General features: G+C 62.0%; 27 protein-coding genes. 12 read left to right on the forward strand and 15 right to left on the reverse strand.

Annotation, left to right across the window (positions count from 1 at the left end; translation table 11 throughout):
* Window positions 1–104: 104 nt before the first annotated feature.
* Together ACK6BI_RS02590 and ACK6BI_RS02595 are read right to left on the reverse strand one after the other, a co-directional pair.
* On the reverse strand, window positions 105–686 hold the full coding sequence (locus ACK6BI_RS02590) for a mechanosensitive ion channel domain-containing protein (protein WP_409315884.1): 582 nt from the start codon (window positions 684–686) through the stop codon (window positions 105–107).
* Entirely contained in the window at window positions 686–2,596 is a 1,911-nt protein-coding gene (locus ACK6BI_RS02595) for an ATP-binding cassette domain-containing protein (protein ID WP_409315885.1), read from the reverse strand. The genes ACK6BI_RS02590 and ACK6BI_RS02595 overlap by 1 nt, the downstream gene beginning before the upstream one ends.
* A 50-nt stretch (window positions 2,597–2,646) precedes the next feature.
* On the opposite strand from ACK6BI_RS02595, the gene ACK6BI_RS02600 reads away from it, so the two are divergent.
* Window positions 2,647–3,108, forward strand: coding sequence for a TIGR02444 family protein (locus ACK6BI_RS02600; RefSeq protein WP_409315886.1), 462 nt, complete (start codon window positions 2,647–2,649; stop codon window positions 3,106–3,108).
* On the opposite strand, the gene ACK6BI_RS02605 is transcribed toward ACK6BI_RS02600, so the two are convergent.
* Window positions 3,105–4,262, reverse strand: a complete 1,158-nt coding sequence (locus ACK6BI_RS02605; protein WP_409315887.1) for an AlgP family protein — start codon at window positions 4,260–4,262, stop codon at window positions 3,105–3,107. The genes ACK6BI_RS02600 and ACK6BI_RS02605 overlap by 4 nt on opposite strands.
* A 192-nt stretch (window positions 4,263–4,454) precedes the next feature.
* Here ACK6BI_RS02605 and ACK6BI_RS02610 point away from each other — a divergent pair, with 192 nt between their 5' ends.
* Window positions 4,455–5,120, forward strand: a complete 666-nt coding sequence (locus ACK6BI_RS02610; RefSeq protein ID WP_065258128.1) for an FKBP-type peptidyl-prolyl cis-trans isomerase — start codon at window positions 4,455–4,457, stop codon at window positions 5,118–5,120.
* Window positions 5,121–5,179: 59 nt separating this feature from the next.
* On the opposite strand, the gene rsd is transcribed toward ACK6BI_RS02610, so the two are convergent.
* The 7 genes from rsd to ACK6BI_RS02645 form a co-directional block, all read right to left on the reverse strand.
* Window positions 5,180–5,650, reverse strand: a complete 471-nt coding sequence (rsd, locus tag ACK6BI_RS02615; protein WP_409315953.1) for a sigma D regulator — start codon at window positions 5,648–5,650, stop codon at window positions 5,180–5,182.
* A 185-nt stretch (window positions 5,651–5,835) separates the two neighbouring features.
* Window positions 5,836–6,387, reverse strand: coding sequence for a disulfide bond formation protein B (locus ACK6BI_RS02620; RefSeq protein WP_409315888.1), 552 nt, complete (start codon window positions 6,385–6,387; stop codon window positions 5,836–5,838).
* Window positions 6,388–6,604: 217 nt separating this feature from the next.
* A complete protein-coding gene (locus ACK6BI_RS02625) occupies window positions 6,605–7,843 on the reverse strand; it encodes a heme biosynthesis HemY N-terminal domain-containing protein (protein WP_409315889.1) in 1,239 nt (412 codons plus the stop codon).
* Entirely contained in the window at window positions 7,840–8,979 is a 1,140-nt protein-coding gene (locus ACK6BI_RS02630) for a uroporphyrinogen-III C-methyltransferase (RefSeq protein ID WP_409315890.1), read from the reverse strand. The genes ACK6BI_RS02625 and ACK6BI_RS02630 overlap by 4 nt, the downstream gene beginning before the upstream one ends.
* 16 nt (window positions 8,980–8,995) lie before the next feature.
* On the reverse strand, window positions 8,996–9,751 hold the full coding sequence (locus ACK6BI_RS02635) for a uroporphyrinogen-III synthase (RefSeq protein ID WP_409315891.1): 756 nt from the start codon (window positions 9,749–9,751) through the stop codon (window positions 8,996–8,998).
* Window positions 9,748–10,689: a hydroxymethylbilane synthase gene (gene hemC / locus ACK6BI_RS02640; RefSeq protein WP_409315892.1), complete on the reverse strand. Its 942-nt coding sequence runs from the start codon at window positions 10,687–10,689 to the stop codon at window positions 9,748–9,750. Before hemC ends, ACK6BI_RS02635 begins: the two co-directional genes overlap by 4 nt.
* A 138-nt stretch (window positions 10,690–10,827) precedes the next feature.
* Window positions 10,828–11,574, reverse strand: coding sequence for a LytTR family DNA-binding domain-containing protein (locus ACK6BI_RS02645; protein WP_065258134.1), 747 nt, complete (start codon window positions 11,572–11,574; stop codon window positions 10,828–10,830).
* Between the two features lie 471 nt (window positions 11,575–12,045).
* On the opposite strand from ACK6BI_RS02645, the gene argH reads away from it, so the two are divergent.
* On the forward strand, window positions 12,046–13,440 hold the full coding sequence (gene argH / locus ACK6BI_RS02650; RefSeq protein ID WP_260521486.1) for an argininosuccinate lyase: 1,395 nt from the start codon (window positions 12,046–12,048) through the stop codon (window positions 13,438–13,440).
* 59 nt (window positions 13,441–13,499) lie between these two features.
* Here argH and ACK6BI_RS02655 read toward each other — a convergent pair whose 3' ends face one another.
* The gene (locus ACK6BI_RS02655) at window positions 13,500–14,159 is read right to left on the reverse strand and encodes a glutathione S-transferase family protein (protein WP_409315893.1); all 660 of its coding nucleotides are present in this window, start codon (window positions 14,157–14,159) and stop codon (window positions 13,500–13,502) included.
* A 123-nt stretch (window positions 14,160–14,282) separates the two neighbouring features.
* Between ACK6BI_RS02655 and ACK6BI_RS02660 the strand changes: the two genes are divergently transcribed.
* From ACK6BI_RS02660 to ACK6BI_RS02670, 3 genes are all read left to right on the forward strand, one after another.
* Entirely contained in the window at window positions 14,283–14,567 is a 285-nt protein-coding gene (locus ACK6BI_RS02660; RefSeq protein WP_409315894.1) for a hypothetical protein, read from the forward strand.
* A gap of 193 nt (window positions 14,568–14,760) precedes the next feature.
* Complete coding sequence (locus ACK6BI_RS02665; protein ID WP_065258138.1) at window positions 14,761–15,006, forward strand: TIGR02647 family protein; 246 nt, start codon at window positions 14,761–14,763, stop codon at window positions 15,004–15,006.
* A gap of 195 nt (window positions 15,007–15,201) precedes the next feature.
* A complete protein-coding gene (locus ACK6BI_RS02670) occupies window positions 15,202–18,045 on the forward strand; it encodes a class I adenylate cyclase (RefSeq protein ID WP_409315895.1) in 2,844 nt (947 codons plus the stop codon).
* A 7-nt stretch (window positions 18,046–18,052) separates the two neighbouring features.
* On the opposite strand, the gene rnk is transcribed toward ACK6BI_RS02670, so the two are convergent.
* The 3 genes from rnk to cyaY form a co-directional block, all read right to left on the reverse strand.
* Window positions 18,053–18,463 carry a nucleoside diphosphate kinase regulator gene (rnk, locus tag ACK6BI_RS02675; protein WP_065258140.1) on the reverse strand — a complete coding sequence of 137 codons (411 nt, stop codon included), beginning with the start codon at window positions 18,461–18,463 and terminating at the stop codon, window positions 18,053–18,055.
* A 128-nt stretch (window positions 18,464–18,591) separates the two neighbouring features.
* Window positions 18,592–18,810 (reverse strand): DUF1289 domain-containing protein, encoded by a 219-nt coding sequence (locus ACK6BI_RS02680; RefSeq protein ID WP_065258141.1) that lies wholly within the window; start codon window positions 18,808–18,810, stop codon window positions 18,592–18,594.
* Window position 18,811: 1 nt separating this feature from the next.
* A complete protein-coding gene (gene cyaY / locus ACK6BI_RS02685; protein WP_065258142.1) occupies window positions 18,812–19,144 on the reverse strand; it encodes an iron donor protein CyaY in 333 nt (110 codons plus the stop codon).
* Between the two features lie 203 nt (window positions 19,145–19,347).
* On the opposite strand from cyaY, the gene lptM reads away from it, so the two are divergent.
* Genes lptM through ACK6BI_RS02715 form a run of 6 tightly spaced genes read left to right on the forward strand, consistent with a single transcriptional unit; the run spans window position 19,348 to window position 23,952 of the window.
* On the forward strand, window positions 19,348–19,518 hold the full coding sequence (gene lptM / locus ACK6BI_RS02690) for an LPS translocon maturation chaperone LptM (protein WP_082302373.1): 171 nt from the start codon (window positions 19,348–19,350) through the stop codon (window positions 19,516–19,518).
* 9 nt (window positions 19,519–19,527) lie between these two features.
* Complete coding sequence (gene lysA, locus ACK6BI_RS02695; RefSeq protein WP_065258143.1) at window positions 19,528–20,775, forward strand: diaminopimelate decarboxylase; 1,248 nt, start codon at window positions 19,528–19,530, stop codon at window positions 20,773–20,775.
* Between the two features lie 4 nt (window positions 20,776–20,779).
* Window positions 20,780–21,610, forward strand: a complete 831-nt coding sequence (dapF, locus tag ACK6BI_RS02700; protein ID WP_065258144.1) for a diaminopimelate epimerase — start codon at window positions 20,780–20,782, stop codon at window positions 21,608–21,610.
* 13 nt (window positions 21,611–21,623) lie between these two features.
* Window positions 21,624–22,349: a DUF484 family protein gene (locus tag ACK6BI_RS02705; RefSeq protein ID WP_409315896.1), complete on the forward strand. Its 726-nt coding sequence runs from the start codon at window positions 21,624–21,626 to the stop codon at window positions 22,347–22,349.
* A gap of 2 nt (window positions 22,350–22,351) precedes the next feature.
* On the forward strand, window positions 22,352–23,251 hold the full coding sequence (gene xerC, locus ACK6BI_RS02710) for a tyrosine recombinase XerC (RefSeq protein ID WP_409315897.1): 900 nt from the start codon (window positions 22,352–22,354) through the stop codon (window positions 23,249–23,251).
* Complete coding sequence (locus ACK6BI_RS02715; RefSeq protein WP_409315898.1) at window positions 23,248–23,952, forward strand: HAD family hydrolase; 705 nt, start codon at window positions 23,248–23,250, stop codon at window positions 23,950–23,952. The genes xerC and ACK6BI_RS02715 overlap by 4 nt, the downstream gene beginning before the upstream one ends.
* A gap of 65 nt (window positions 23,953–24,017) precedes the next feature.
* Here ACK6BI_RS02715 and sutA read toward each other — a convergent pair whose 3' ends face one another.
* Window positions 24,018–24,344: a transcriptional regulator SutA gene (gene sutA, locus ACK6BI_RS02720; protein ID WP_065258148.1), complete on the reverse strand. Its 327-nt coding sequence runs from the start codon at window positions 24,342–24,344 to the stop codon at window positions 24,018–24,020.
* Window positions 24,345–24,402 lie beyond the last annotated feature (58 nt).

A 24,402-nucleotide genomic window follows, 5' to 3' on the forward strand; every position in this document is an offset into this window, starting at 1 on the left:
GACTCAGACTCGTGACAAACGTCCAAGCTAATGGGATTCAGGCTGGATGACTACCGATTTTTTTCAGGATGTTGCGGCTACCGACCAGCGTGGCCGGCACCCGATCACTTTTCGAAACCGCTCGAAGGAAGCACATCCGACCCGCGCCAGCGTCTTACCGAGCGTTGGAAGAACAGGCTGTTGGGAACCTGTACCATAACGCTGCCGGTGCCGAGTTCTTCGGCTTCGATCAGCGTGGTGTAGAGCAGATTGATCGCCACCACCCGGCCTTTGACGCCGGGCTTGTCGGTGGTGTCCACCAGCTCGACCACATCCCCGAGACGAAACGGGCCGACGGTGAAGATCAGAATCGCGCAGAGCAGGTTCGACAACACGCTCCACATGGCGAAGAACGCCACCGCCGCGACGGCGACGAAACCGGACAACGCGGTCCATAGCACGGTGGCAGAAACACCGAGGCGCTCCAGCACGAAGATCAGCGCGCTGCCCATGATCAGCCAGCGCAGGCCCCCACGCAGCGGCATCAGCAACTGCGGCGGCAGCGGATACTTTTCTCCCAGACGGGTCAGGAAGCGGGCGACGACGCGCTGAGCGAAGTAGCCGGCCAGCAGGATCAAGAGAATCTGCACGCCAAGCCAGACCGGTTCGATCCACTCTGCCGGCAACGGCAACTTGAGCGCCTCCATCAGGACAGCGCCTCCAGCTCCGCCTGCATGGTTTCCAGGGTCTCCAGCGCCTGCATCCACGCCTCTTCAAGTTCGCCTTCACGGACTTTCAGTCTGGCCTGTTCGGCCAGCAGGTCGCGCAATTCGTTCTTGCGCGCCGGCTCGTACAGATCGCTGTCGCCGAGGCTGGCGTCGACCTTGGCCAGTCTCTCGTGCAGCTTGCCCAGCTCGGCCTCGAGCTTGTCGGCTTCGCGCTTGTGCGGCGCCAGTTGCTGACGCAACGCAGCGGCGGCCTGGCGCTGGGCTTTCTTGTCGGTCTTGTCCGGATTGACCGGCGTGTTGCTGACCGGGGCGTTGCGCTGACGATACTCGACCAGCCAGCGGGCGTAGTCCTCGAGGTCGCCGTCGAACTCCTCCACCTTGCCGTCCGCGACCAGGAAGAAGTTGTCGGTGGTGCTCTTGAGCAAATGCCGATCGTGGGAAACCACCAGTACCGCGCCACTGAACTCCTGCAATGCCATGGTCAACGCCAGGCGCATTTCCAGATCGAGATGGTTGGTCGGTTCGTCGAGCAGCAACAGGTTCGGCCGTTCCCAGGCGATCAACGCCAGGGCCAGACGGGCCTTTTCGCCACCGGAGAAATTCAGTACCGGTTCGTCGATCCGCCCGCCCCGGAAATCGAAACCGCCGAGGAAGTCGCGCAGGGTCTGCTCGCGTTCGGTCGGCGCCAGGCGCTGCAAGTGCAGCAACGGGCTGGCCTTGGCATCCAGCGAATCGAGCTGATGCTGGGCGAAGTAGCCGACCACGGTGTTCTCGCCCCGGGTCAGGCGCCCGGCCAGCGGTGTCAGCTCGCCGGCGAGGTTCTTGATCAGGGTCGACTTACCGGCGCCGTTGGGACCGAGCAAGCCGATCCGCGCGCCAGGGGTCAATTGCAGCCTGACCTTCTCCAGGATGGTTTTTTCGCCGTAACCCAGGCGCGCATCGGACAAATCGATCAGCGGGCTGGAGATCTTGGTCGACTCGCGAAACACGAAATCGAACGGCGAGTCGACGTGGGCCGCCGACAGCTCTTCCATGCGTTCCAGCGCCTTGATCCGGCTCTGGGCCTGACGGGCCTTGGTGGCCTGGGCCTTGAACCGGGCGATGTAGCTTTCCATGTGCGCACGCTGCGCCTGCTGCTTCTCGTAGGCCTGTTGCTGCTGGGCCAGACGCTCGGCGCGGGCGCGCTCGAACGCGGTGTAGCCGCCACGGTACAGCACTAGCTTGCGCTGATCGACGTGGGCGACGTGATCGACCACTTCATCGAGGAAATCCCGGTCGTGGGAGATCAGCAACAAAGTGCCGGGGTAACTTTTCAGCCACTCTTCGAGCCAGATGATGGCGTCGAGGTCCAGGTGGTTGGTCGGTTCGTCGAGCAGCAGCAGGTCTGACGGACACATCAATGCCTGCGCAAGGTTCAGACGCATCCGCCAGCCACCGGAGAAATCTCCTACCTGACGATCCATCTGCTCGTTGGTGAAACCGAGACCGGCCAGCAACTTGCGTGCACGGGCATCGGCGGTGTAACCGTCGGCGCTGTCGAGTTCGGCGTGCAGACGCGCCAGAGCAGCCCCGTCGTGGGCTTCTTCGGCCGCTGCAAGGTCACGTTGGACCTCGCGCAGGCGCAGGTCGCCGTCGAGCACGTAGTCGACCGCCAGGCGTTCGAGGGTGTCGACCTCCTGGCGCATGTGAGCGATACGCCAGTCGGCCGGCAGCAGGCAGTCGCCCGAATCCGGGTGCAACTCACCGCGGAGCAAGGCGAACAGACTGGATTTGCCGGCGCCGTTGGCACCGATGAGGCCGGCTTTGTGGCCGGCGTGCAGGGTCAGCTCGGCGTCTTCTAGCAGACGTTGCGGGCCACGCTGTAAAGTCAGGTTCTGAAGTCGGATCATAATGGCGGCGGAGTCTACCAGCTTCGCTCACAACTGGCGCGAGTAGCACGATGTCCCCTGACCTGTGGAGCTTTGCCCTTGCCGTCTACGCCCGTCCCGGCGTGGAAGAGGCCTGCCTGCGCCTGCAATCGGCGGGAGCCAATGTGTGCCTGATGCTGTGTGGTTTATGGCTGGAACAGCGCGATGCGACGTGCGACGAGGTACGCGTCCGGCAGCTTCTGGAACTGACAGAACCTTGGGACCGGGAAGTGGTGCAACCGTTACGCACATTACGCATGCAGTGGAAAACCCTGGCCGAGACCGATCCGGTGCTCAAGGGAATGCGCGAGCAGATCAAGGGATTGGAGCTGGAAGCGGAGCGTGCACTTCTGTCGCGATTTGAAGGCGCCGCACAAGGCTGGAAGCGCAATTCGAAGGAATCGAGTGACTGGCTGGAGGTGCTGGCCGGCCCTGCGGCCAACCTGAACCGCGACGCGCTGCAAGTGCTGCGCGTCGCGGCGACCGGCGCTTAGGAAGCGCTGGACGGGTTGCTGGCGACGCTCGACACCGGCGCCGGGGATGGCGTGGTTGCGGTGGTCGAGGTAGTGGCGGCCGGTGCCGGTGTTGCAGTCGGAGCCGGGGTTGCCGGTGCGGCAGGTTTGGCAGCCGGCGCAGTGGCAGGTTTTGCTGCAGCTGGTTTTGCTGCTGGCTTGGCGGCAGCTGGCTTGGCAGCGGCAGGTTTTTTCACCGCAGGTTTTGCAGCAGGTTTCGCTGATGGCTTGGCGGTTGGTTTGGCAGCGGTCGCTGGCTTGGCTGCGGTGGTTGCAGGCTTCGCGGCGACGGCTGGTTTGGCAGCGGGTTTTGCCGCAGGTTTGGCCGCTGGTTTCGCCGCCGCTTTGGCAGCAGGTTTGGTAGCGGTTTTCGCCGCAGGCTTGGCAGCAGCAGTTTTGGCGGCTGGTTTGGCAGCAGCTTTAGCGGCTGGCTTTGCTGCCGGCTTTGCAGCCACTTTGGTGGCTGGCTTGGCAGCGGGTTTCGCAGCGGCAGTGCTTGCCGGAGCGGCCTTCGCAGCAGCGGTTTTCGCCGCAGGTTTGGCAGCTGGTTTTGCAGCAGCCTGCTTGGCACCAGTTGGTTTGGCTGCTGTGGTTTTGGCCGCAGGTTTAGCAGCGCTGGCGGCTGCAGGTTTCTTCGCGGCTGGTTTTGCAGCGGCTTTCACTGGCGCTTTGGCCGGTGCTTTTGCAGCAGGCTTGGCAGCCACTTTCTTCGCAGGCGCCGCTGCCGGTTTGGCCGAACGCAGAGACAGCGCCTTGCCCACGGCTTCCTGGACACGACCGACACCCTGGGCCAGTTTCAGGCTTTCCTGGGCATCGCGCTTGAGCTGCAGAATGTAGCTGCGGGTGTCGGACTGACGTTCCTTCAGCGCATCGAGCAGATCTTCCAGCTCTTTCACGGCAGCCTTGGCCTTGGTCTGCGCCTTGGCTTTGCCGGCTGCTGCTGCGTCCTGCAATTTGGTGCGGGATTTGTGCAGTTTCTCTTGCGCCTTGCCGCGTTGCTTTTCCAGTTTGGCGAGCAGTTTTTCAGCATCAGCCAGGGCTTGGGAGCAAGCGTTTTCCAGATGCTCGAGCAGGCTGCCCGAGAGTTGTTGGAGTAAATGCAACGGAGTGTTTACAGGCTTCTTGGTGGCCGACATGGTTTACCTCCTGGCTGACGTGAGTGCGGCTCATACTAGACCTCTGCTGCTACCGCCGCTAGGGCATGTTGACCGTATCGGAAGCACTCGGTTGCAAGCTCGCGAAAAACTTCTGCGTATTGGCAAAAGCAGTTCACCGTTGCAGACGTTCGCGCTGGCATAATCCACCGCAATTCAGGATGGAGAGTGCCCATGTCGCGCTACCTTTTTTTATCCCTCTGCATGATGTTTTCCGTAGCTCAGGCTGACGAAAAAACCACGGCGAACGATGCCCACGATCTGGCTTACAGCCTGGGCGCCAGCCTCGGTGAGCGACTGCGCCAGGAAGTGCCGCAGCTACAGCTCCAGGCATTGATCGAAGGTCTGCAACAGGCTTATCAGGGCAAGCCTCTGGCACTGAGTGAAGCACGCATCGAGCAGATCCTGGCCGATCACGAATCGCAAACGGCCGAGCAGGCGACCATGCCTTCGACTGACGCCGCGATGGAGAACGAGCGACGCTTTCTCTCGGCCGAAAAAGCCAGGCCAGGTGTTAAAGAATTGGCTGATGGCATCCTGCTGACCGAACTGGCGCCCGGCAATGGCGCGAAGGCGGGGCCCGACGGAAAGGTGCAGGTGTTGTATATCGGTCGCCTGCCGGACGGCACCGTGTTCGACCAGAACACTCAACCACAGTGGTTCAACCTCGACAGTGTGATCGCCGGATGGCGTACCGCCTTGCAAAACATGCCGGTGGGTGCGAAGTGGCGTCTGGTGATTCCATCGGATCAGGCTTATGGCGCCGACGGTGCCGGCGACTTGATCGCACCGTTCACACCGCTGGTGTTCGAAGTCGAATTGCGCGGCGCGACCAGTTGAGCACCCAATAAAAAACGGTGCGCTGTTGGCGCACCGTTCTGGTGTCTTGCAGGGTCGGCTCAGGCCTGAACCGGATCCTCTTCCTTGTGAGCCGTATGCAGTACTTCGATCAGGCAGTCTTCCAGTTCGAAACGTTCCCGCAACTGCCCTCCGAGTTTTTGCAGCGCTTCGGCAAAACGCTCGGGATCATTGCACTCGCCTTTGTGGCAGTGGTCGTTGAATGACAACGCATAGTCCTTGATCTCATCCAGGCGAGGCCCGACCTTGTCTGCCAGTTCCAGTCCGCGCACATCGTCGAACGCCCTGGCCTCGTTGACCAACTGCTCACACACCTCGAAGTGCCAGGCGGACAGGTAATCAACCATGATCTGACAGAATCGACCGTTCTTCGACTTGTCTGCAAACGCAGGCCGGGCATCACGCAACTCGCGAAACGCCTTCACCAAGTCCTCACGCTCCTGGAGCCAGCGGTCGATCAGCAGATGAACTCCACCCCAACGTTCCTGAGCATTCTGACAACTTTCGAGCATGGCGATCTCTCTTCCCTTGTGGGTCATGCTGCCCTGCACCTGCGCCCCTTTTGCGGATTGTTGCTATTAGAGGCGGACAGACAGAGCGTCATCGAGCAACACGAATCCAATGACACGTGCGGGCCAGATTATGCCCGCACGCCTATGGCTTCAAGGTACGCAGGAGAGAAAGTTCATACAAGTGTTTAATCCCTGACCAGCGCCCGCTGCGACGGTTCGTCGCTGAGCGGTCGTTGCAGAGCGCTCCAGGCCAGCCGCAGCAATTGATAAACCGCCAGGATCGACATGGCGACAAAAAACAGCAGGCTCCACTCCGGGATGCTCAGATCGAACAACGTCCAGGACAATTGCGCGCAATCCTCATTGTCATTGAACATCCGCCCCAGAGCGCACAGCCAGGGCAGATGACTGAATGACTCTTGAATGCCGGGCGAACACTGCGCCATGTGATGCAGCGAATCACTCTGCAGCAGTACCTGACGCCACGCGGCCATCGTGCCGCCGAGGCTGGCCGACAGTGCACCGAACCAGTAGAGCGACAGACCGAAGCGCCGGGGTCCGTGCACGGCTGCCACTGCGCAGCAGGCGATGAGGACACTCAGGAAAAGTCGCTGCACCAGACACAGGCTGCACGGCATGAGGCCGACTGTGTACTCAAGGTAGTAGGAAGCTCCCAGCGCCAGGATTCCCGCCGTGAAAACCATAAAAAACAGGGAGCGTGAGCAGGTCGCCGACATGGCTAATCCGTAACAATAAAGACAGGGAGTAACGGTAGAGTAAAGGGCCTCGGCCTTTCAAGGCGGACCACTGACGACACTTCACCAGAAGTGTAGGGAAATCCCGACAGGCATGAGAGGAATGGGTGTAGTCCCCTGTAGGACTTTGCCGAGGAAGGGGAAAAGCGATCACTATTCGGGCGAAAGTGCGAGCGAGGGAGCGCGCTCCCTCGCTGATTCAGGCGTGCACCTGGGCCGGCAACGGCGCGGCCAGCAAACGCTCATCCAGCAGGCCGAGACCTTCCTGAAACAACTGATTGCTGCGCTCGGTATCGCCGAGTCGAGCCAACAATCGCGCCAATTCGGCACAGGCTTCCGGATTGCGCTCGGTACGCAGGCTGCTCTCCAGATAATCCCTCGCCTTGCCCCAAAGACTGGCTTGCAGACACAGGCGACCGAGCGTCAGCAACAGGCTCGGGTCCGCAGGGTGATCCTTGAGCCAGCCTTCGGCGGTCTGCAGTTGACGGGCTGGATCGTTGCCACGCACCAGGCCATAAAGCCGCGCAAGATGACTGTCATACTTGCGTTTGAGGGCGCTGCGCAGCACTTCCTCGGCTTCGACCTGAGCACCCAGTTGACGCAGTTGCTCGGCATAGGCCAGAACCAGCGGCGGTTCCTGGCGCTGCGACGAGCTCAGTTGTTGCCAGGCACGATTGAGCGACTGCAGGCCAGCCACGCCATCTTCTTCGCGATGCGCTGCCAGCGACAGGTTCTTGCCCCAGGCGCGACGCTCCAGTTCGGCCAGCTCGGCGGGGGGCAGGACCTTGTCCTTGCGTAGCTCGGGCAGCAGCCCGATGACGGCCGACCAATCGCCTCGCTGCTGATGCAGACGCTGCAATTGGCGCAGGGTCTGGACATTGTGCGGGTGACGCTCGCGCATGGCCTGCAGGGTCACCAGTGCGCCTTCCGTATCGCCGCGATCGGTCTGCAGTTGCGCGTGACTCAAGGCAATGGCCAGCTCGGCCTGTGGCTGACGCTCGAGGGCGCGCTCCAGCAACCGATCGCTTTCTTCGTAGTTGCCTTGCTCATTGGCGGCACGGGCGGCACCGAGGTAATACAGCAACGGCTGGCGCTCGGCCTCCGCGGCCCGGTAGAGATGACGCTGAGCGCTGGCCCAGCGTCCTTCGACAAGGTCCAGCTGGCCGTGCTCGATCGCCACTTGCACGCGGCGACTGCGGTTGCGGCGCGACCATGGATTGACCACGCCACCGGAAGTCAGCACCAGCTCGACCAGCGCCTTGATACCCCAGACCAGCAGCCACAACACCGCGACCAGAGCCAGGGTCGCCCACAGGCTCGACTCATAGCGAAAGCTCTTGTAAGCCACCAGCACGTAACCGGAATGCTCGGCGATCGCCAGTCCAAGGGCCGCTGTCGCTGCGATGACCAGAAACACGATGACATACAGGCGTTTCATGGCGTGGTCTCCTGCGCGGTGGCAGCAGGTCTGGCGAAGGGCTTCACCGAGTCTTCAGCATTGACATTGCGACGTTCGAGATAGGCCTGCACCGCACTGAGGGTGCCCGCCAGATCCGGAGTGACAACCGTGACGGGTTGCTTGCTCAACTCCGCCACCTGTTCGAGCATGATTTTGCTCTGCGGGTTGTCCGGGTTGAAGTTGCCTTTGAGCACATCCCGCGCTTCGGTCAGCGCCTGGCTATACACCGCCGCCTGACCGTTGAGCGCCGCCCATTGCGCCTGCTCCAGCGACAGGCTGAGGGCCAGGCGCACCTGGCTCAGGCTCTGCCCGGCGAGCAATGGCCGTACGTTCTTGTCGGCGTTGAAATCGATGCGGATGTAGCGCGAGATCTGATCCCACCACTGCGCCCAGCGACTGGCACCATCACCATCGGCGGTCAGGCCCAGCAGCGAATCGCCACGATCCTTGTATTCGGGCGCCAGCTCGGTGAGCCCGATGACCTGATCGCGCAGCGCGCCCAGCTTCAGGAACAGGCCGGTACGGTCCGGCTGTTCGGTACTGCGCAACGCCACCAGTGTCTTCGCCACTTGCTCGCGTGCGGCAAAGGAACCCGGGTCATTCTGCTCCTTGAGTATTTCGTCGGCCCCTTGCACCAGTGCCTGTGCACTGCTGATGTCCTGCAAGGCAGAGAGGCGCAGGCTCGCCAGACGCAACAAGTGCTCGGCCTCTGCCAGACGCCAGTCCTTGCGGCTGGCGCCGAGGACGGTTTCCAGGCGTTGATTGAGCCGCTGCTGATCACCCTGGAGCTGCGTCACCAGACGCTGGCGATCGGCGAGTTCGTCGGCGCCGGGCAATTGTGCCAGACGCTCGGTCAGACGCTGGTCGTTGAGTCTCAGGGTCTGGGCCTGATCGCTCAATGTCTGCACCTGACTCAATTGCTCCTGGGTACTGGCTTGCAGGTGCTTCACCTGCCAGACACCCCAGCCACCCACTGCAACACCGGCGGCGCCCAGCAGCAGTGCGACAATGGCCAATCCGTTGCCTCGGCGCGGCTCGGCGACCGGTGGCGGTGCATCAACCGGTGCATCGATCACAGGTTGAACGTCATCTTTAGGCAAGGCTGTTTCGCTCACGTATCCATCCTTTGCATTAGAGAACGGGCACGGGATACTCCCGTAACGCCGTCAGCAAAGCCGCGGCACTGGCGCCACGACAATCCACAACTGTTCGGGCCCCGGCGGCACGTGCCTGCTCGGCGACCCTTGGGCTTGGAACAAACAATGGCAACTGCGCAAGCGCCGGCCAGGTATCGCCGGCCAATTGGCGCAGGTGCTCAAAACCCTGTCCACTGCTGACCACCAGCCCGTTCAGGCGTTCCGCCGTAATCCGTCGGGGCAGTTCCCGTGGCGGATAGTCCGGCAGGTCACGGCGGTACAGTTCCAGATACTCGACACTAGCACCAAGCGCGCGCAGGCGCTCGGCCAGCAGCTCGCGACCGCCCTCTCCGCGCAGGATCAACACCCGCGCGCCAGGCTGTGCAACGGTCTCGAGCAGTCGCGGCAATTGCAGCAAGGCTTCGCTGTCATCGCCTTCGTCCGGGCAATGCGCATCGAGACCCCGATCCCGAAGAATCTGCGCCGTCGCTGCGCCAACACTGAACCAGGGCACGGCCGGCACGGCATCAATCAATTGCGCAGCAATACGTGCCGCCGGCTTGCTGACCACGATCACCGCGCTAAAGCGCGACAACCCGTCGAACGCCTGGCGCATTGTGTCAGAGACCGGCAGAGGGGCGATTTCCAAAAGCGGCAGGCAACTGCTGAAAATCCCCTGCCCGGCCAGCACCCCGGCCAGCGCCTCGCAATCGTCGGCGGGGCGCGTCAGCAGCAGGCGCCAGGTGGTCACTCGTGACCTGCCTCGCCGTAGACTGCCTTGAGAATATCGTCGGCCCCCTGGCGAAGCAGATCTTCGGCGACCTGCACACCCAGCGCTTCAGCCTCAGAGCGCGGCGCCCGGGCTTCAGCGCCCAGCAGCTTGCCGCCGCTCGGTTCTCCGACCAGGCCACGCAGCCACAATTGCTCGCCTTCAAGCACGGCATAGCAGGCGATCGGCACCTGGCAGCCACCATTCAAGCGCTTGTTGAGAGCACGCTCGGCGCTCACACGGTCAGCCGTATCGGCGTGATGCAACGGTGCGAGCAAGGCATGGATTTCAGTATCGGCACTGCGACATTCGATACCGACGGCGCCCTGGCCACCGGCAGGCAGGCTGTCGTCGACACTGATCGCCGAAGTGATGCGGTCTTCGAATCCCAGACGGATCAGGCCGGCCGCTGCGAGGATGATCGCGTCGTACTCGCCGGCATCGAGCTTGGCCAGGCGGGTATTGACGTTGCCGCGCAGGAAGCGGATTTCCAGGTCGGGACGGCGCGTCAGCAATTGCGCCTGACGACGCAGGCTGGAGGTGCCGACAATACTGCCGGCAGGCAATGCATCCAGGCTTGAAAAGGTATTGGAAACAAAGGCATCACGCGGGTCTTCGCGCTCGCAGATGCAGAACAGGCCGAGACCTTCGGGGAAGTCCATCGGCACGTCCTTCATCGAATGGACGGCGATGTCGGCTTCGTTCTCCAGTAGCGCGGTTTCCAGTTCCTTGACGAACAGACCCTTGCCGCCGATTTTCGACAGAGGGGAATCGAGCAGCTTGTCGCCGCGACTGACCATCGGCACCAACGTCACCAGCAATCCCGGATGGGCCGCTTCCAGACGGGCTTTGACGTATTCGGCCTGCCAGAGGGCCAGTGCACTTTTGCGGGTGGCGATGCGGATTTCGCGAGAGGACATGGATCAATCCGTACTGAATAGATACGGCGGATGATAACAGCTCAGCCAAATCCACTTTGACCTGAATCAGAAACGGCACGGCCTCCCTGGCCGGCAATACCTGGTGAAAAGCACGCAGAATCGCCCGGAGACTACGGACTAAAGGCCCTGCATCATTTTTCGCACGCCCGCCACATGACGGCGACTGACGATCAGTGCATCACCGTTCAGGCCCTTGAGGAACAACTGGAAGTGGCCCAGGGGGGTGCGTTGCAGCCGTTCTATCCGGTCACGGGCGACCAGTGCATTGCGGTGGATCCGCACGAAGCGCTCGCCGAACTCGTCTTCCAGCGCCTTGAGCGGCTCGTCCAGCAGGACTTCACCGCTTTCATGGCGCAAGGTCACGTATTTGTGGTCGGCAATGAAATACACCACCTGATCCAGCGGGATCAGTTCGATGCCCTTGCGAGTGCGGGCGCTGATATGACTGCGTGGGCCATTGCCGCTTTCCGCGGCAGGGCGGGTCAGGGCCGAGAGCTGAGCCCGATTCGGACGTTCGGCCTTTTTCAGGGCTTCCTGCAGATGTTCGGTTCGCACGGGTTTCACCACATGGCCCACGGCGCTGGCCTGCAGGGCCTCCAAGGGAAATTCATCGATACCGGAGCAGAACACCACGGCGGGCGGAGTTTCGCGTTCGCACAGGCGGGCAGCGACTTGCAGGCCATCGAGGCCCGGCATGCGGATATCGAGCAGCACGATATCCGGTTTGTGGCTGTCGATCAGTGCCAACGCTTCTTCGCCATTGGTGGCGCTGGGCTCCAGGACTGTGTAGCCCTCGAGCTCGCTCACCATTCGGGCGAGGCGCTCGCGGGCCAGTGGTTCGTCATCAACGATCAGGACATTCATATTGCGCTGGATTCCTGCGTGAGTCTCGCACAAGGATAGCGTAGACAAGTGGAGTGACGTCCGTCACCGCGATCCACGCTAAGACTAGCGCGAGCGCCAAAAAGTGCCGTACGTCGGCCGGCAATATTTGTCGATACCCGGGACGCGCCACTCAAGGCTCGCTGCTGTCTGCGTTTTACGCAGGGTATGCCGATGGTCAAAACACCCACCCCTCTCTTTTTATAGTCGGCGACTGAACCTTTGCACGGTCCACAGTCACGCCGACCCTTAGTCCAACTGTAGACGCTCGCCGGGCCGATATTGCTCAATCGGAAAATATCCTTGCGCAAATCTCCCGGAACCGACGGAGACTATGAACGCAGAGATGAGAAAAAAACGTATCGACCAGTGTCAGCGACAGGATTGGCAACCCTGTTATTATCCGCGCCAGCGTTTCACGCCTTCTTTCTTCAAGCCGATACGAGCGAATTCATGAGCACTGACAAGACCAATCAGTCCTGGGGCGGCCGCTTCAGTGAACCCGTCGACGCCTTCGTCGCCCGCTTCACCGCCTCCGTCACTTTCGACCAGCGCCTGTATCGCCACGACATCATGGGTTCGATCGCCCATGCCACCATGCTGGCCAAAGTCGGCGTGCTGACGGATGCCGAGCGCGACAGCATCATCGATGGCCTGAAGACCATTCAGGGCGAAATCGAGGCCGGCCAGTTCGACTGGCGCGTGGACCTCGAAGACGTGCACATGAACATCGAGGCACGCCTGACCGACCGCATTGGCATCACCGGCAAGAAGCTGCACACCGGCCGCAGCCGCAACGACCAGGTCGCTACCGACATCCGCCTGTGGCTGCGTGATGAGATCGACCTGATCCTGGCCGAGATCACCCGTCTGCAAAAAGGCCTGCTGGAGCAGGCCGAGCGTGAAGCCGCGAGCATCATGCCGGGCTTCACCCACCTGCAGACCGCCCAGCCTGTGACCTTCGGGCATCACATGCTGGCCTGGTTCGAAATGCTCAGCCGCGACTACGAACGCCTGGTCGACTGCCGCAAACGCACCAACCGCATGCCGCTGGGCAGCGCCGCGCTGGCCGGCACTACCTACCCGATCGACCGGGAATACACCGCACAGCTGCTGGGCTTCGACGCCGTCGGCGGCAACTCGCTGGACAACGTCTCCGATCGTGATTTCGCCATCGAATTCTGCTCGGCCGCCAGCATCGCGATGATGCACCTGTCGCGCTTCTCCGAAGAGCTGGTGCTGTGGACCAGCGCGCAGTTCCAGTTCATCGATCTGCCGGATCGTTTCTGCACCGGCAGCTCGATCATGCCGCAAAAGAAGAACCCCGACGTGCCGGAACTGGTACGCGGCAAGACCGGCCGAGTGTTCGGCGCACTGACGGGCCTGCTGACCCTGATGAAAGGCCAGCCACTGGCCTACAACAAGGACAACCAGGAAGACAAGGAGCCGCTGTTCGACGCCGCCGATACCCTGCGCGACTCGCTGCGTGCCTTTGCCGACATGATCCCGGCGATCAAGCCGAAACACGCGATCATGCGTGAAGCGGCGCTGCGCGGTTTCTCCACCGCCACCGACCTTGCCGACTACCTGGTTCGCCGTGGCCTGCCGTTCCGTGACTGCCACGAGATCGTCGGCCACGCCGTGAAGTACGGCGTCGATACCGGCAAGGATCTGGCGGAAATGAGCCTGGAAGAACTGCGTCAGTTCAGCGACCAGATCGAACAGGACGTGTTTGCCGTGCTGACCCTGGAAGGCTCGGTGAATGCCCGTGACCACATCGGCGGCACCGCACCGGCGCAGGTCAAGGCTGCCGTTGCTCGCGGTCAGGCATTGATCGCCAGCCGTTAAAAGCATCGCGGGCAAGTCGAATCTTCGACTTGCCCGCGAACTCGCTTCAGAACAATTTTCTACTTTTTGGCTGCGATCATCGCCAAAAACGCAGGCATCGCCGCTTCCTTGTCCGCTGCAATCTTCTGCACGTGCGGATTCTGTTCAAGTCGCTCCAGCAACGCCTTGGCCTTCGGCATGTCCGCCAGCAGATCCAGACCGAACAGCTTGTGTCCCACCGCAACCGCCAGCGGCACGCTGTAGAGGAAGTACAGATCCGCGATGCTCAGGCTGTCGCCCGCCACATACGGGGCGAACTTGCCATGACGGCCCAGTGCTGCGAACCCCAGCAACAATTCAGCCTTGGTTTTTTCCTTGATCGCCTCCGGCAGCACCGCGCCGAAGAACGCTTCGCCATAACAGGCACGGGCCGGCAATTCGATATACAGCTCGATTTCCTTGGCCACCGCCAGCACCTGCGCCCGGGCGAACGGTTCGGTCGGCAGCAGCGGAACACCCTTCTGGGTGGTTTCGAGGTATTCGAGCATCACCATCGTTTCATTGATGTAGCCCCCTTCGGCCCCCAGCACCGGCACCTTGCCGCGCGGGCTGATGGCCAGAGACTCCGGCGTTGGCGTCGGGTAGAAGGTCACTTCCTCGAACGGCAGGCCCTTTTCCATTAGCGCCAGTTTGACCATGTTGTAGTAGTTGCTGACTGAGAATCCGTAAAGCTTGAACATCACATAGCCTCCAGGCCGTGCGGGGTGGGCAGTGCCTGTTTATAGATCGCTCCGGGGAATCCTGCCAGCAGCATCACGCCGCTGAATGCGGGTAAACTGACGCCTTTCCTTGAGGAGCCTGCCATGAGCGAGCCGACAGACATCGATAACGACGACGAAGCGTTCACCGAGAGCACGTTGATCGAAGCCATCGAAAACCAGATCGAAAGCGACAACCCGCCCGCGGCCAAGGCGACCTTCAACAAGCTGACCCTGGTCGGTTACGAACGCGAAGACACCCTGAACCTGATGGCCCATGTGCTGGCGTACGAAATCGACGCCATGCTGGACGAGGACCGTGCGTTCAATACCGAATGGTACGAAGCGGCCCTTCGCGCCCTGCCTGAATTGCCGCCGGAAAAGCCGTAACCGGATACCCCGGCCGTGGGAGCCGTCCCCGCTCCCACACAATTTGTCACCCTTCCAACCGGCCTTCTCCCGCCCCCTGACTACACTGGAATCCACCCCCGGGACAAAAACCCTGGCGCACGCTGGACAGGCCGCGCCGACAGGTTCACCTTAGGGGCGCTGTCGTTCAATTCCTAGAAAGTCTGGAGTCCTTATGTCGCTTACCCCTGAGTTGGTTGCCGAACTGGAAGTCCTCGCACTCTTCAACCTGGACAGTTCCCAGGAAGGTCTGAAAATCCATCAGACCGCTGCCCCGAAACATATCGCTGCAGCCAAACGCCTCTACGAAAAAGAACTGACCGACCAGCCTGATGGCGGTTATCTGACCAGCCTCGGTCGCGATGCCGCGCAGAACGTGCAAACCGTACTGACAATTCTCAAAGAGCAACAAACCGCCTGATTTTCCCCACTTTGCCCACGGAAACCTCTGCCAAGGGTTTTCCGCGGGCCGGCTTGAGCTATCGCCGGCGTCGCGCGGTGGAAATCCGGCGTCAAAAAAACAAATTCAGCTTAATGCTCGCGCTGCACAGGCGCTAAACTCCCTCGCATTCCGTGACCCTCTGCCTCCGAGCCCTGCGAGCCGGTTTGAGCCGACATGACCCGCACCCAAGAAATCCGCCCCGACCTGGACGAGGGAATCGACCGCAAGGTACTCAGCCAGCTGCGCGCACGCTTTCTGAAACTCAACGATGGCCGCCTGAACCGGGCGCGGGAAGGTCTGTCGACACGCCAGCAAAGCGTGCTGACCTTGCTGCCACTGTTTTTTCACGTCAATCATCCGCTGCTGCCCGGTTATGTCTCGGGCAGCACGCCCGCCGGGCTGTCGAATTACGAGCCGGATGCCGATGCACTCGCCGAGGCCCAGCGGCTGACCCGCTCGTTTTCCTACAAGCCGCGCCACGGCAGCAACCCGCCACGACCGATTCACGGCCTGTTCCTGATGGGCAGCCTCGGCACCCTGGCCCAGGCCGACCAGAGCGACATGGACGTGTGGGTCTGCCATGCGCCCGACCTGAGCGACAGCGAAATCACCGAATTGCGCAAGAAATGCCAGCTGCTCGAAGCCTGGGCAGCGAGTCAGGGGGCGGAGGCGCATTTCTTCCTGATCGACCCGGTGCGTTTCGTCAAAGGCGAGCGTGATACCCAGCTCAGCTCCGAAGATTGCGGCACCACCCAGCACTACCTGCTGCTGGACGAGTTTTACCGCACCGCGATCTGGCTGGCCGGGCGCACGCCGATCTGGTGGCTGGTGCCGGTCTACGAAGAACAGACGTACGACCAGTACACCCACACGCTGCTCTCGAAGCGTTTCATCCGTAACGATGAAACCCTCGATCTGGGGCCTCTGGCGCACATTCCGCCCGGCGAGTTCGTCGGCGCCGGGCTCTGGCAGTTGTTCAAGGGCATCGAATCGCCTTACAAATCGGTGCTCAAGCTGTTGCTGATCGAGGTCTATGCCAGCGAGCATCCACAGGTGCAGTGCCTGAGCCTGCGCTTCAAAGCGGCGGTATTTGCCAACAGACTCGACCTCGACGAACTGGATCCGTACATGGTGGTTTACCGCCGGATCGAGGAATACCTCACCGCCCGTAACGAACCGGAACGGCTGGAACTGGTGCGCCGTGCGCTGTACCTCAAGGTCAACCGCAAGCTCACCGGCAACAGCCGCACCCAGAGCTGGCAACGCTCTCTGCTGGAAAGACTGGCCGGCGAATGGCACTGGGACCCGCGGCAACTGGCTTTGCTCGACAGCCGCAGCCAATGGAAAGTGCGCCAGGTCAGCGCCGAGCGCCGGGCTCTGGTCAACGAGCTGAACTACAGCTATCGCTTCCTGACCCAGTTCGCCCGCTCCGAACAGACTGTCAGCCTGATCAACAAGCGCGATCTCAACGTTCTCGGTCGGCGCCTGTACGCCGCGTTCGAACGCAAGGCCGACAAGGTCGAGTTCATCAACCCCGGCATCGCCCCGGACCTGGCCGAAGACACCCTGACCCTGGTGCAGTCACCGAACAAAAAGGAACCCGGGCAGACCCAGTGGGGCCTGTACAACGGCAGCCTGACGGCGCTGGAGTGGGAACATTTCGCCCCGATCAAGCGCTGCCGCCATCTGCTGGAGCTGCTGACCTGGTGCCACCGCAACGGCGTGATCGACAGCAGCACCCGACTGGCCCTGCATCCGGGCACCAGTGATCTGAGCGAATTCGAGCTGTTCAATCTGCTCGGCAGCCTGCAACAGAGCATCACCCTGCCCTTGCCGACCGTCGCCGAAGAACCGTTGCTGCGCGCCAGCGTGCCGAGCGAAGTGCTGATGCTGGTGAATGTCGGCGTCGATCCGCTCAAGCACCATCGCGACCTGAACATTCTGATGACCACCGAGCGCACGGATTCGCTGAGCTATGCCGGCGTGCGCGAAAACCTCGTACTGACGCTGGATCAGGTCACGCTCAACAGCTGGAACGAAGTGCTGGTCAACCGCTTCGACGGCCCGCATGCGCTGCTCGACTGCCTGCGCGACTACCTCAACAACCTGCCGCGCGGACCGCAACAGCCGTCGCTTCGAGTGCGTTGTTTCTGCCACAACCGCGCGCAATTCATCGCCCGCCGGGTGGAAGAGATCGTCGATACCGCGCAGAACCTGCTGCTCAGCGACCTGAATCACCGCTACCTGATTCAGGTGCAGCAGCACTATCACGTGCTGGAACTGGTGCCGGGCCAGGTCAGCCATGTCGCTCTCGCCACCCTGCCGGCGCTGCTCGATTACCTGGGCGAGGAGCAGCCGCGCTACAGCCCCTTGCATCTGGACCCGATGGCGCTGGAAGACCACGACCTTGCGCTCATCCTGCCGATGGGCCAACCCGAATGCATTCAGGTGTTCTACCGGATCACCGAACAGACGGCCGAGCTGTATGTACTCGACGAATTCAATGCGTTGTGGCAACAACACTTGCCGTACCACGACGAGCAAAGCCTGCTGGTGCCGTTGCAGCGGTTCCTGCAATCGATCCAGTTCCGGCGCGAAGCGCTGCTGCCGATGGATTCAGGCCATGCCGCCGGCCTTGAAATCCTGTATTACCAGTTACTGCCGTCAGGACCGGGACGTGCACGTCGGGTCGAAATGCGTCCGCCGCCACAGACGCCGGCCAACAAACCGTTCTACGACGTGCAGGCGATCGTCGGCAAGGCCGCACCCGGCGAGGTGCAGGTCACGTTGTACTGCAATCAGCGAGAATTCTGCGAACTGGAACATGGCGACCAGCTGTTCAGCGTGGTCGCCCGGGAAATCGTCGGCCAGCGTCGGGAAACCGAGCGCTATCGCTGCTACATCACCGACCTGGACCTGTCGGGTGTGATCGGTGACGGGCAGAGTTCGAGCAATCTGTATCTGCGTTACAAGGCCGACCTGGAACGCGCGATGAACGAGGCGCTCGAGCAGGTCTGAGACAGGGTTATTCCGGGAAGTCGCCACCGTTGGCCGGTTGCGATTCGACTTCCAGCAAGGTCAGTTTCAGGGTCTTGCCGCCCGGTGCCGGCCAGTCGATGTGCTGGCCGACCTTAAGGCCCAGCAGCGCACTGCCGACCGGGGCCAGGATCGAAATCTTGCCTTCATCGGCGTTGGCGTGTTTCGGGTAGACCAGCGTCAGGTGGTAGTCCTTGCCACTGCCTTCTTCGCGACAGTGCACTCGGGAATTCATCGTCACCACATCGGCGGGCACTTCATCGTGGCCGACCAGGGTATCGGCGCGATCCAGTTCGGTTTGCAGCGCAATCACGCCCGGCAGCGTGTCATCCAGGCTGTCGATCAGGCGCTCCAGACGTTGCACGTCCAGACGGGTAAGGGTGATGGAAGGTGCGGTCATGATCCGGGCAGACTCCTTTCTTCTGCACACAAAAAAAGCAAAACCCCGCCAAAAAAGACGGGGTTTTTACCAGGCCTCGATGGGTTGAGGCGTGTTCGGACACTATCACAGCTCAAAAAATATACAAGCTACGTCCCGCAGAGCTGCCTGCGCCGGGCTGCTTGCTCGCAGATCACCCGACGGCGCTCGTCATCGGCCGAACGCCACTCGCGGATGTCTTCGACATGACGCATGCAGCCGAGACAGACCTTCTGTTCATCCAACCGACAGACGCCGGTACACGGCGATGGCACTGCCGGACTGACATTGCTGTAGAGCGGTTTGGCAGGACGTGGCGCAGTGCTCATCTCAGATTTCGTCGAAATCGAGTTTCTCGCCGGCGCGCTCCCAGACGATGCGCTCCAGCATTTCGCCCAGCAACTCTTCGGTCTTTTCGCAGACCCACTTGCCGGCCTGCTCGTCATAGTCGAAATGGAAACCACCGGAACGGTCGGCCAGCCATAGCTGACGCAGAGGTTCCTGGCGGCTGAAGATCAACTGGCTGCCGTTGTCGAACTTGACAGTCAGCACACCGGCCGAGTTCTCCATGTCCAGATCCAGACCACTTTCATCAAAGATGTCCTCCAACGCCTGCTGGGTGGCGTCGACCAGATCATGGAAACGGGCTTCGGACAAACTCATTGCGGCAACCTCAAAAAATGTCTGATCAGGCTCAAGCGCCGCAAGATACGGACGCGGCCGGCCGATTGCAAAGGATAACGACCAATCCCCCTGCCTGCACGCGCTTCGGGCAGGCCCCGCCGGACGGGGACCCCGTCGCATAGGCAAGCTGACGGGTGGCCGGTATACTCCGGCGCAATTAACGCATTTTCAAGGATTTCGCCATGAAGCGCCTGATCTCTTCCATCGCTGCGATCGTCGCGGTTGCCTGCCTCGTTTCGGCCTGCGGTCAGAAAGGCCCGCTGTACCTGCCCGATGAAGATCAGGATCCGGCCGCACAAGCCCAGTCTTCGCAAAAGCCTGTCTCCAAGGCCCACAAGCACGACGTCTACTAAGGGATCGCCATGGACGCTTTTAACTACCGTGGCGGGGAGCTGTTCGCGGAAGGTGTGGCGCTGTCCGCCATCGCCGATCGCTTCGGCACACCGACCTACGTCTACTCCCGCGCCCATATCGAGGCTCAGTACCTGGCTTACGCCGATGCGCTGGCCGGCATGCCGCACCTGGTGTGCTTCGCGGTCAAGGCCAACTCCAACCTCGGCGTCCTGAATGTCCTGGCCCGCATCGGCGCCGGTTTCGACATCGTCTCCCGTGGCGAGCTGGAACGCGTCCTGGCCGCCGGCGGCAGCCCTGACAAGATCGTGTTCTCCGGCGTCGGCAAGACCCGTGACGACATGCGTCGTGCGCTGGAAGTCGGCGTGCATTGCTTCAACGTCGAATCCACCGACGAGCTGGAGCGCCTGCAAGTGGTCGCCGCCGAGCTGGGCGTTCGTGCACCGATCTCCCTGCGCGTGAACCCGGATGTCGACGCCGGCACCCACCCGTACATTTCCACCGGTCTCAAAGAGAACAAGTTCGGCATCGCCATCGCCGACGCCGAAGACGTGTACGTGCGTGCCGCGCACCTGCCGAACCTGGAAGTGGTCGGCGTCGATTGCCATATCGGCTCGCAACTGACCACCCTGCCACCATTCCTCGACGCGCTCGATCGCCTGCTTGATCTGGTGGACCGCCTGGGCGATTGCGGCATCCATCTGCGCCACATCGATCTCGGTGGCGGCCTGGGTGTGCGTTACCGCGATGAAGAGCCGCCGCTGGCAGCCGACTACATCAAGGCCGTGCGCGAACGTCTCGACGGTCGCGATCTGGCGCTGGTGTTCGAACCGGGCCGCTTCATCGTCGCCAACGCCGGCGTGCTGCTGACACAGGTCGAGTACCTCAAGCACACCGAGCACAAGGATTTCGCCATCGTCGATGCGGCGATGAACGACCTGATCCGCCCGGCCCTGTACCAGGCCTGGATGGACGTCACGGCGGTCAAGCCGCGCGACACCGCAGCACGCAAGTACGACGTGGTCGGCCCGATCTGCGAGACCGGCGACTTCCTCGCCAAGGATCGTGAACTGGCGCTGGAGGAAGGTGACCTGCTGGCCGTGCATTCAGCCGGGGCCTACGGCTTTGTCATGAGCTCCAACTACAACACTCGCGGCCGTGCCGCCGAAGTGCTGGTAGATGGCGATCAGGTATTCGAAGTGCGTCGCCGCGAGACCGTGGCCGAGCTGTTTGCCGGCGAAAGCCTGCTGCCGGAGTAACCCCATGCTGCTGCGTTTTACCAAGATGCACGGCCTGGGCAACGACTTCATGGTCCTCGACCTGGTCAGCCAGCACGCGCATATTCAGCCCAAGCACGCAAAAATGTGGGGCGACCGGCACACCGGCATCGGTTTCGACCAGTTGCTGATCGTCGAGGCACCGAGCAATCCGGATGTGGACTTCCGTTACCGGATCTTCAACTCCGACGGTTCCGAAGTGGAGCAGTGCGGCAACGGTGCACGCTGCTTCGCCCGCTTCGTGCTCGACAAGCGCCTGACCGCCAAACGGCGAATTCGCGTCGAGACCAAGGGCGGCATCATCGAACTGGACGTCCGTAACGACGGCCAGATCGGTGTGAACATGGGTGCCCCGCGCCTGCTGCCGGCGGAGATTCCGTTCCAGGCGGACGAACAGGCCTTGAGTTACCAGGTCGACGTCGACGGTACGCCGGTCGAGCTGGCGGCAGTGTCGATGGGCAACCCCCACGCCGTCCTGCGCGTGCAGGACATCAACACCGCACCGGTGCATGAACTGGGGCCGAAAATCGAACACCACCCGCGCTTCCCGGCTCGGGTCAACGTCGGTTTTCTCCAGGTCATCGACCGTCACCGCGCACAACTGCGCGTCTGGGAACGCGGTGCCGGGGAAACCCAGGCCTGCGGTACCGGCGCCTGCGCGGCGGCTGTAGCTGCGATCAGCCAGGGGTGGATGGATTCGCCACTATTGATCGACCTGCCGGGCGGGCGCCTGTCCATCGAATGGGCAGGCCCCGGCCAACCGGTATTGATGACCGGTCCGGCAGTGCGTGTATACGAAGGACAAGTGCGTCTTTGAGTGAGCAGAAGCCATGACCGACAAGCCTCAGGTACCCGCCCGAAAGTCCACTGAAACAGCACCCGAAAGCCTGGAGGCGGCAGCGGTTGCCGCGTACCTGGAGGCTCATCCGGACTTCTTCGTCGAGCACGAAGAACTGCTGCCGTCCCTGCGCATCCCCCATCGCCGCGGCGATACCGTGTCGCTGGTCGAGCGCCAGATGTCCATTCTGCGCGACCGCAACATCGAGATGCGCCACCGTCTCTCACACTTGATGGACGTGGCCCGGGACAATGATCGTCTGTTTGACAAGACCCGTCGCCTGATCCTCGCGCTGATGGACGCAGCCACACTGGAAGACGTGGTGATCAGTGTCGAAGACAGCCTGCGCCAGGATTTCCAGGTGCCCTTCGTCAGCCTGATCCTGCTGGGTGACAACCCGGCGCCGGTCGGTCGCTGGGTCACTCACGCCGACGCGCAGACCGCCATCGGCGGCCTGCTCACCGAAGGCAAGAGCGTCAGCGGCAGCCTGCGTGAACACGAACTGGACTTCCTGTTCGGCGAAGAGCAGCGCAAACAGATCGGCTCCACCGCCGTGGTCGCGGTCAGCCACCAGGGCATCCACGCAATCCTGGCCATCGCCAGCCGTGACCCGCAACATTACAAGAGCTCGGTCGGCACGCTGTTCCTCAGCTACATCGCTGAAGTGATGGGCCGCGTGCTGCCACGGGTCAACAGCTCCCTGCGCTCGGTACGCTGAGCATGGAACGACAACTGGACGCTTACTGCGAGCACCTGCGCAGTGAGCGGCAGGTGTCGCCGCACACGCTGTCGGCCTACCGCCGCGACCTCGATAAAGTCCTCGACTGGTGCAACAAGCAGAACATCGGAAGCTGGCAGGCCCTGGATATCCAGCGTCTGCGCAGCCTCATAGCCCGCCTGCACGCGCAAGGCCAGTCCTCACGCAGTCTGGCGCGCCTGCTGTCAGCGGTGCGCGGGCTCTATCACTATCTCAATCGCGAAGGCCTCTGCGATCACGACCCGGCCACCGGCCTGACACCGCCCAAAGGCGAACGCCGCCTGCCGAAAACCCTCGATACCGACCGAGCGCTGCAATTGCTTGAAGGGGCGGTCGAGGACGATTTTCTGGCCCGACGCGACCAGGCGATTCTGGAGTTGTTCTATTCATCCGGCCTGCGTCTGTCGGAGCTGACCGGGCTCAATCTCGATCAGCTCGATCTCGCCGACGGCATGGTTCAGGTGCTCGGCAAGGGCAGCAAGACACGTCTGTTGCCGGTTGGCCAAAAAGCCAGGGAAGCCCTGGAGCAATGGCTGCCACTGCGGGCACTGAGCAACCCGGCGGATGATGCGGTGTTCGTCAGCCAGCAAGGCCGGCGCCTCGGTCCACGCGCGATTCAGGTGCGGGTCAAACTGGCCGGTGAGCGCGAGCTGGGGCAGAACCTGCATCCGCACATGCTGCGGCACTCCTTTGCCAGCCATTTGCTGGAGTCCTCCCAGGACCTGCGTGCGGTGCAGGAACTGCTCGGCCACTCGGACATCAAGACCACCCAGATCTACACCCACCTGGACTTCCAGCACCTGGCGGCGGTCTACGACAGCGCCCATCCTCGGGCCAAACGCATGAAAGGCGACGATTCATGAGTATCCAGTTGATCACCTTCGACCTCGACGACACCTTGTGGGACACCGCTCCGGTGATCGTCAGCGCCGAAGCGGTTTTGCGTGAATGGCTGGGCGAACATGCGCCGAATCTGGGCGCGGTGCCGGTGGAGCATCTGTGGTCGATCCGTGAGCGCGTACTGGCCAGCGAACCGGGACTCAAGCACCGCATCAGCGCGCTGCGGCGCCGTGTGTTGTTTCATGCGCTGGAAGAAGCCGGGTACGCCCACAGTGAGGCCTCGGAGCTGGCGGACAAGAGTTTTGAAGTGTTTCTGCATGCGAGGCATCAGATCGAGGTGTTCCCGGAGGTCGAACCGGTCCTGGAAACCCTCGCCAGACACTACGCCCTCGGCGTGGTCACCAACGGCAATGCCGATGTGCGACGCCTCGGCCTGGCGGACTACTTCAAGTTCGCTCTGTGCGCCGAAGACATCGGCATCGCCAAGCCGGATGCGCGGCTATTCCATGAAGCCCTGCAGCGCGGTGGTGTGAGCGCCGAAGCCGCCGTGCATATCGGCGATCATCCGGGGGATGACATCGCCGGGGCGCAGCAGGCGGGATTGCGGGCGATCTGGTTCAATCCGGCGGGCAAGCCGTGGGAAGCGGAGCGTCTGCCGGATGCCGAGATTCGCAGCCTGAACGATTTGCCTGCCGTGCTCGCCCGCTGGAACAGCCGCAGCTAGATTTCTTTCGCTCATGAAAAAGCCCGCAGCGACGGCGGGCTTTTTCAGCAAGCGAGCGACACGCCTCAGATCGGGCGGCTGCCGTACTTGTTGTCCGGCTTCTTGGGCGGATCGGCGACCACGTTGGCCTCCACTTCCTGAACCTTGCCACCGCGCGCAAGGAACTCTTCCATGGCCTTGGCCAGGGCATCGCGCTCCTTGTTCTTGGCTTCGATGCTCGGCATCTCGTCGACCGACACTGCAGCCTTGGCCTTGCCTTTGGCTACCGGGGCCGGCGTATCGTCACCGCCATCGTCTTCGGCAACGTCATCCGCTGCCGCTTCCAGACCCTCATCGGCCTCGTCTTCATCGCCTACTTCGAGGTCGTCGTTTTCCAGATCATCGTCGCTCATGTTCTACCTCATGACTTGCGAAAAGCAGATTAGTTATAGACCAGCTTTGGCGACTGTC

The sequence above is a fragment of the Pseudomonas sp. KCJK9016 genome (assembly GCF_046231795.1).
In the GTDB taxonomy this organism is placed as follows: Bacteria; Pseudomonadota; Gammaproteobacteria; order Pseudomonadales; family Pseudomonadaceae; genus Aquipseudomonas; species Aquipseudomonas bananamidigenes.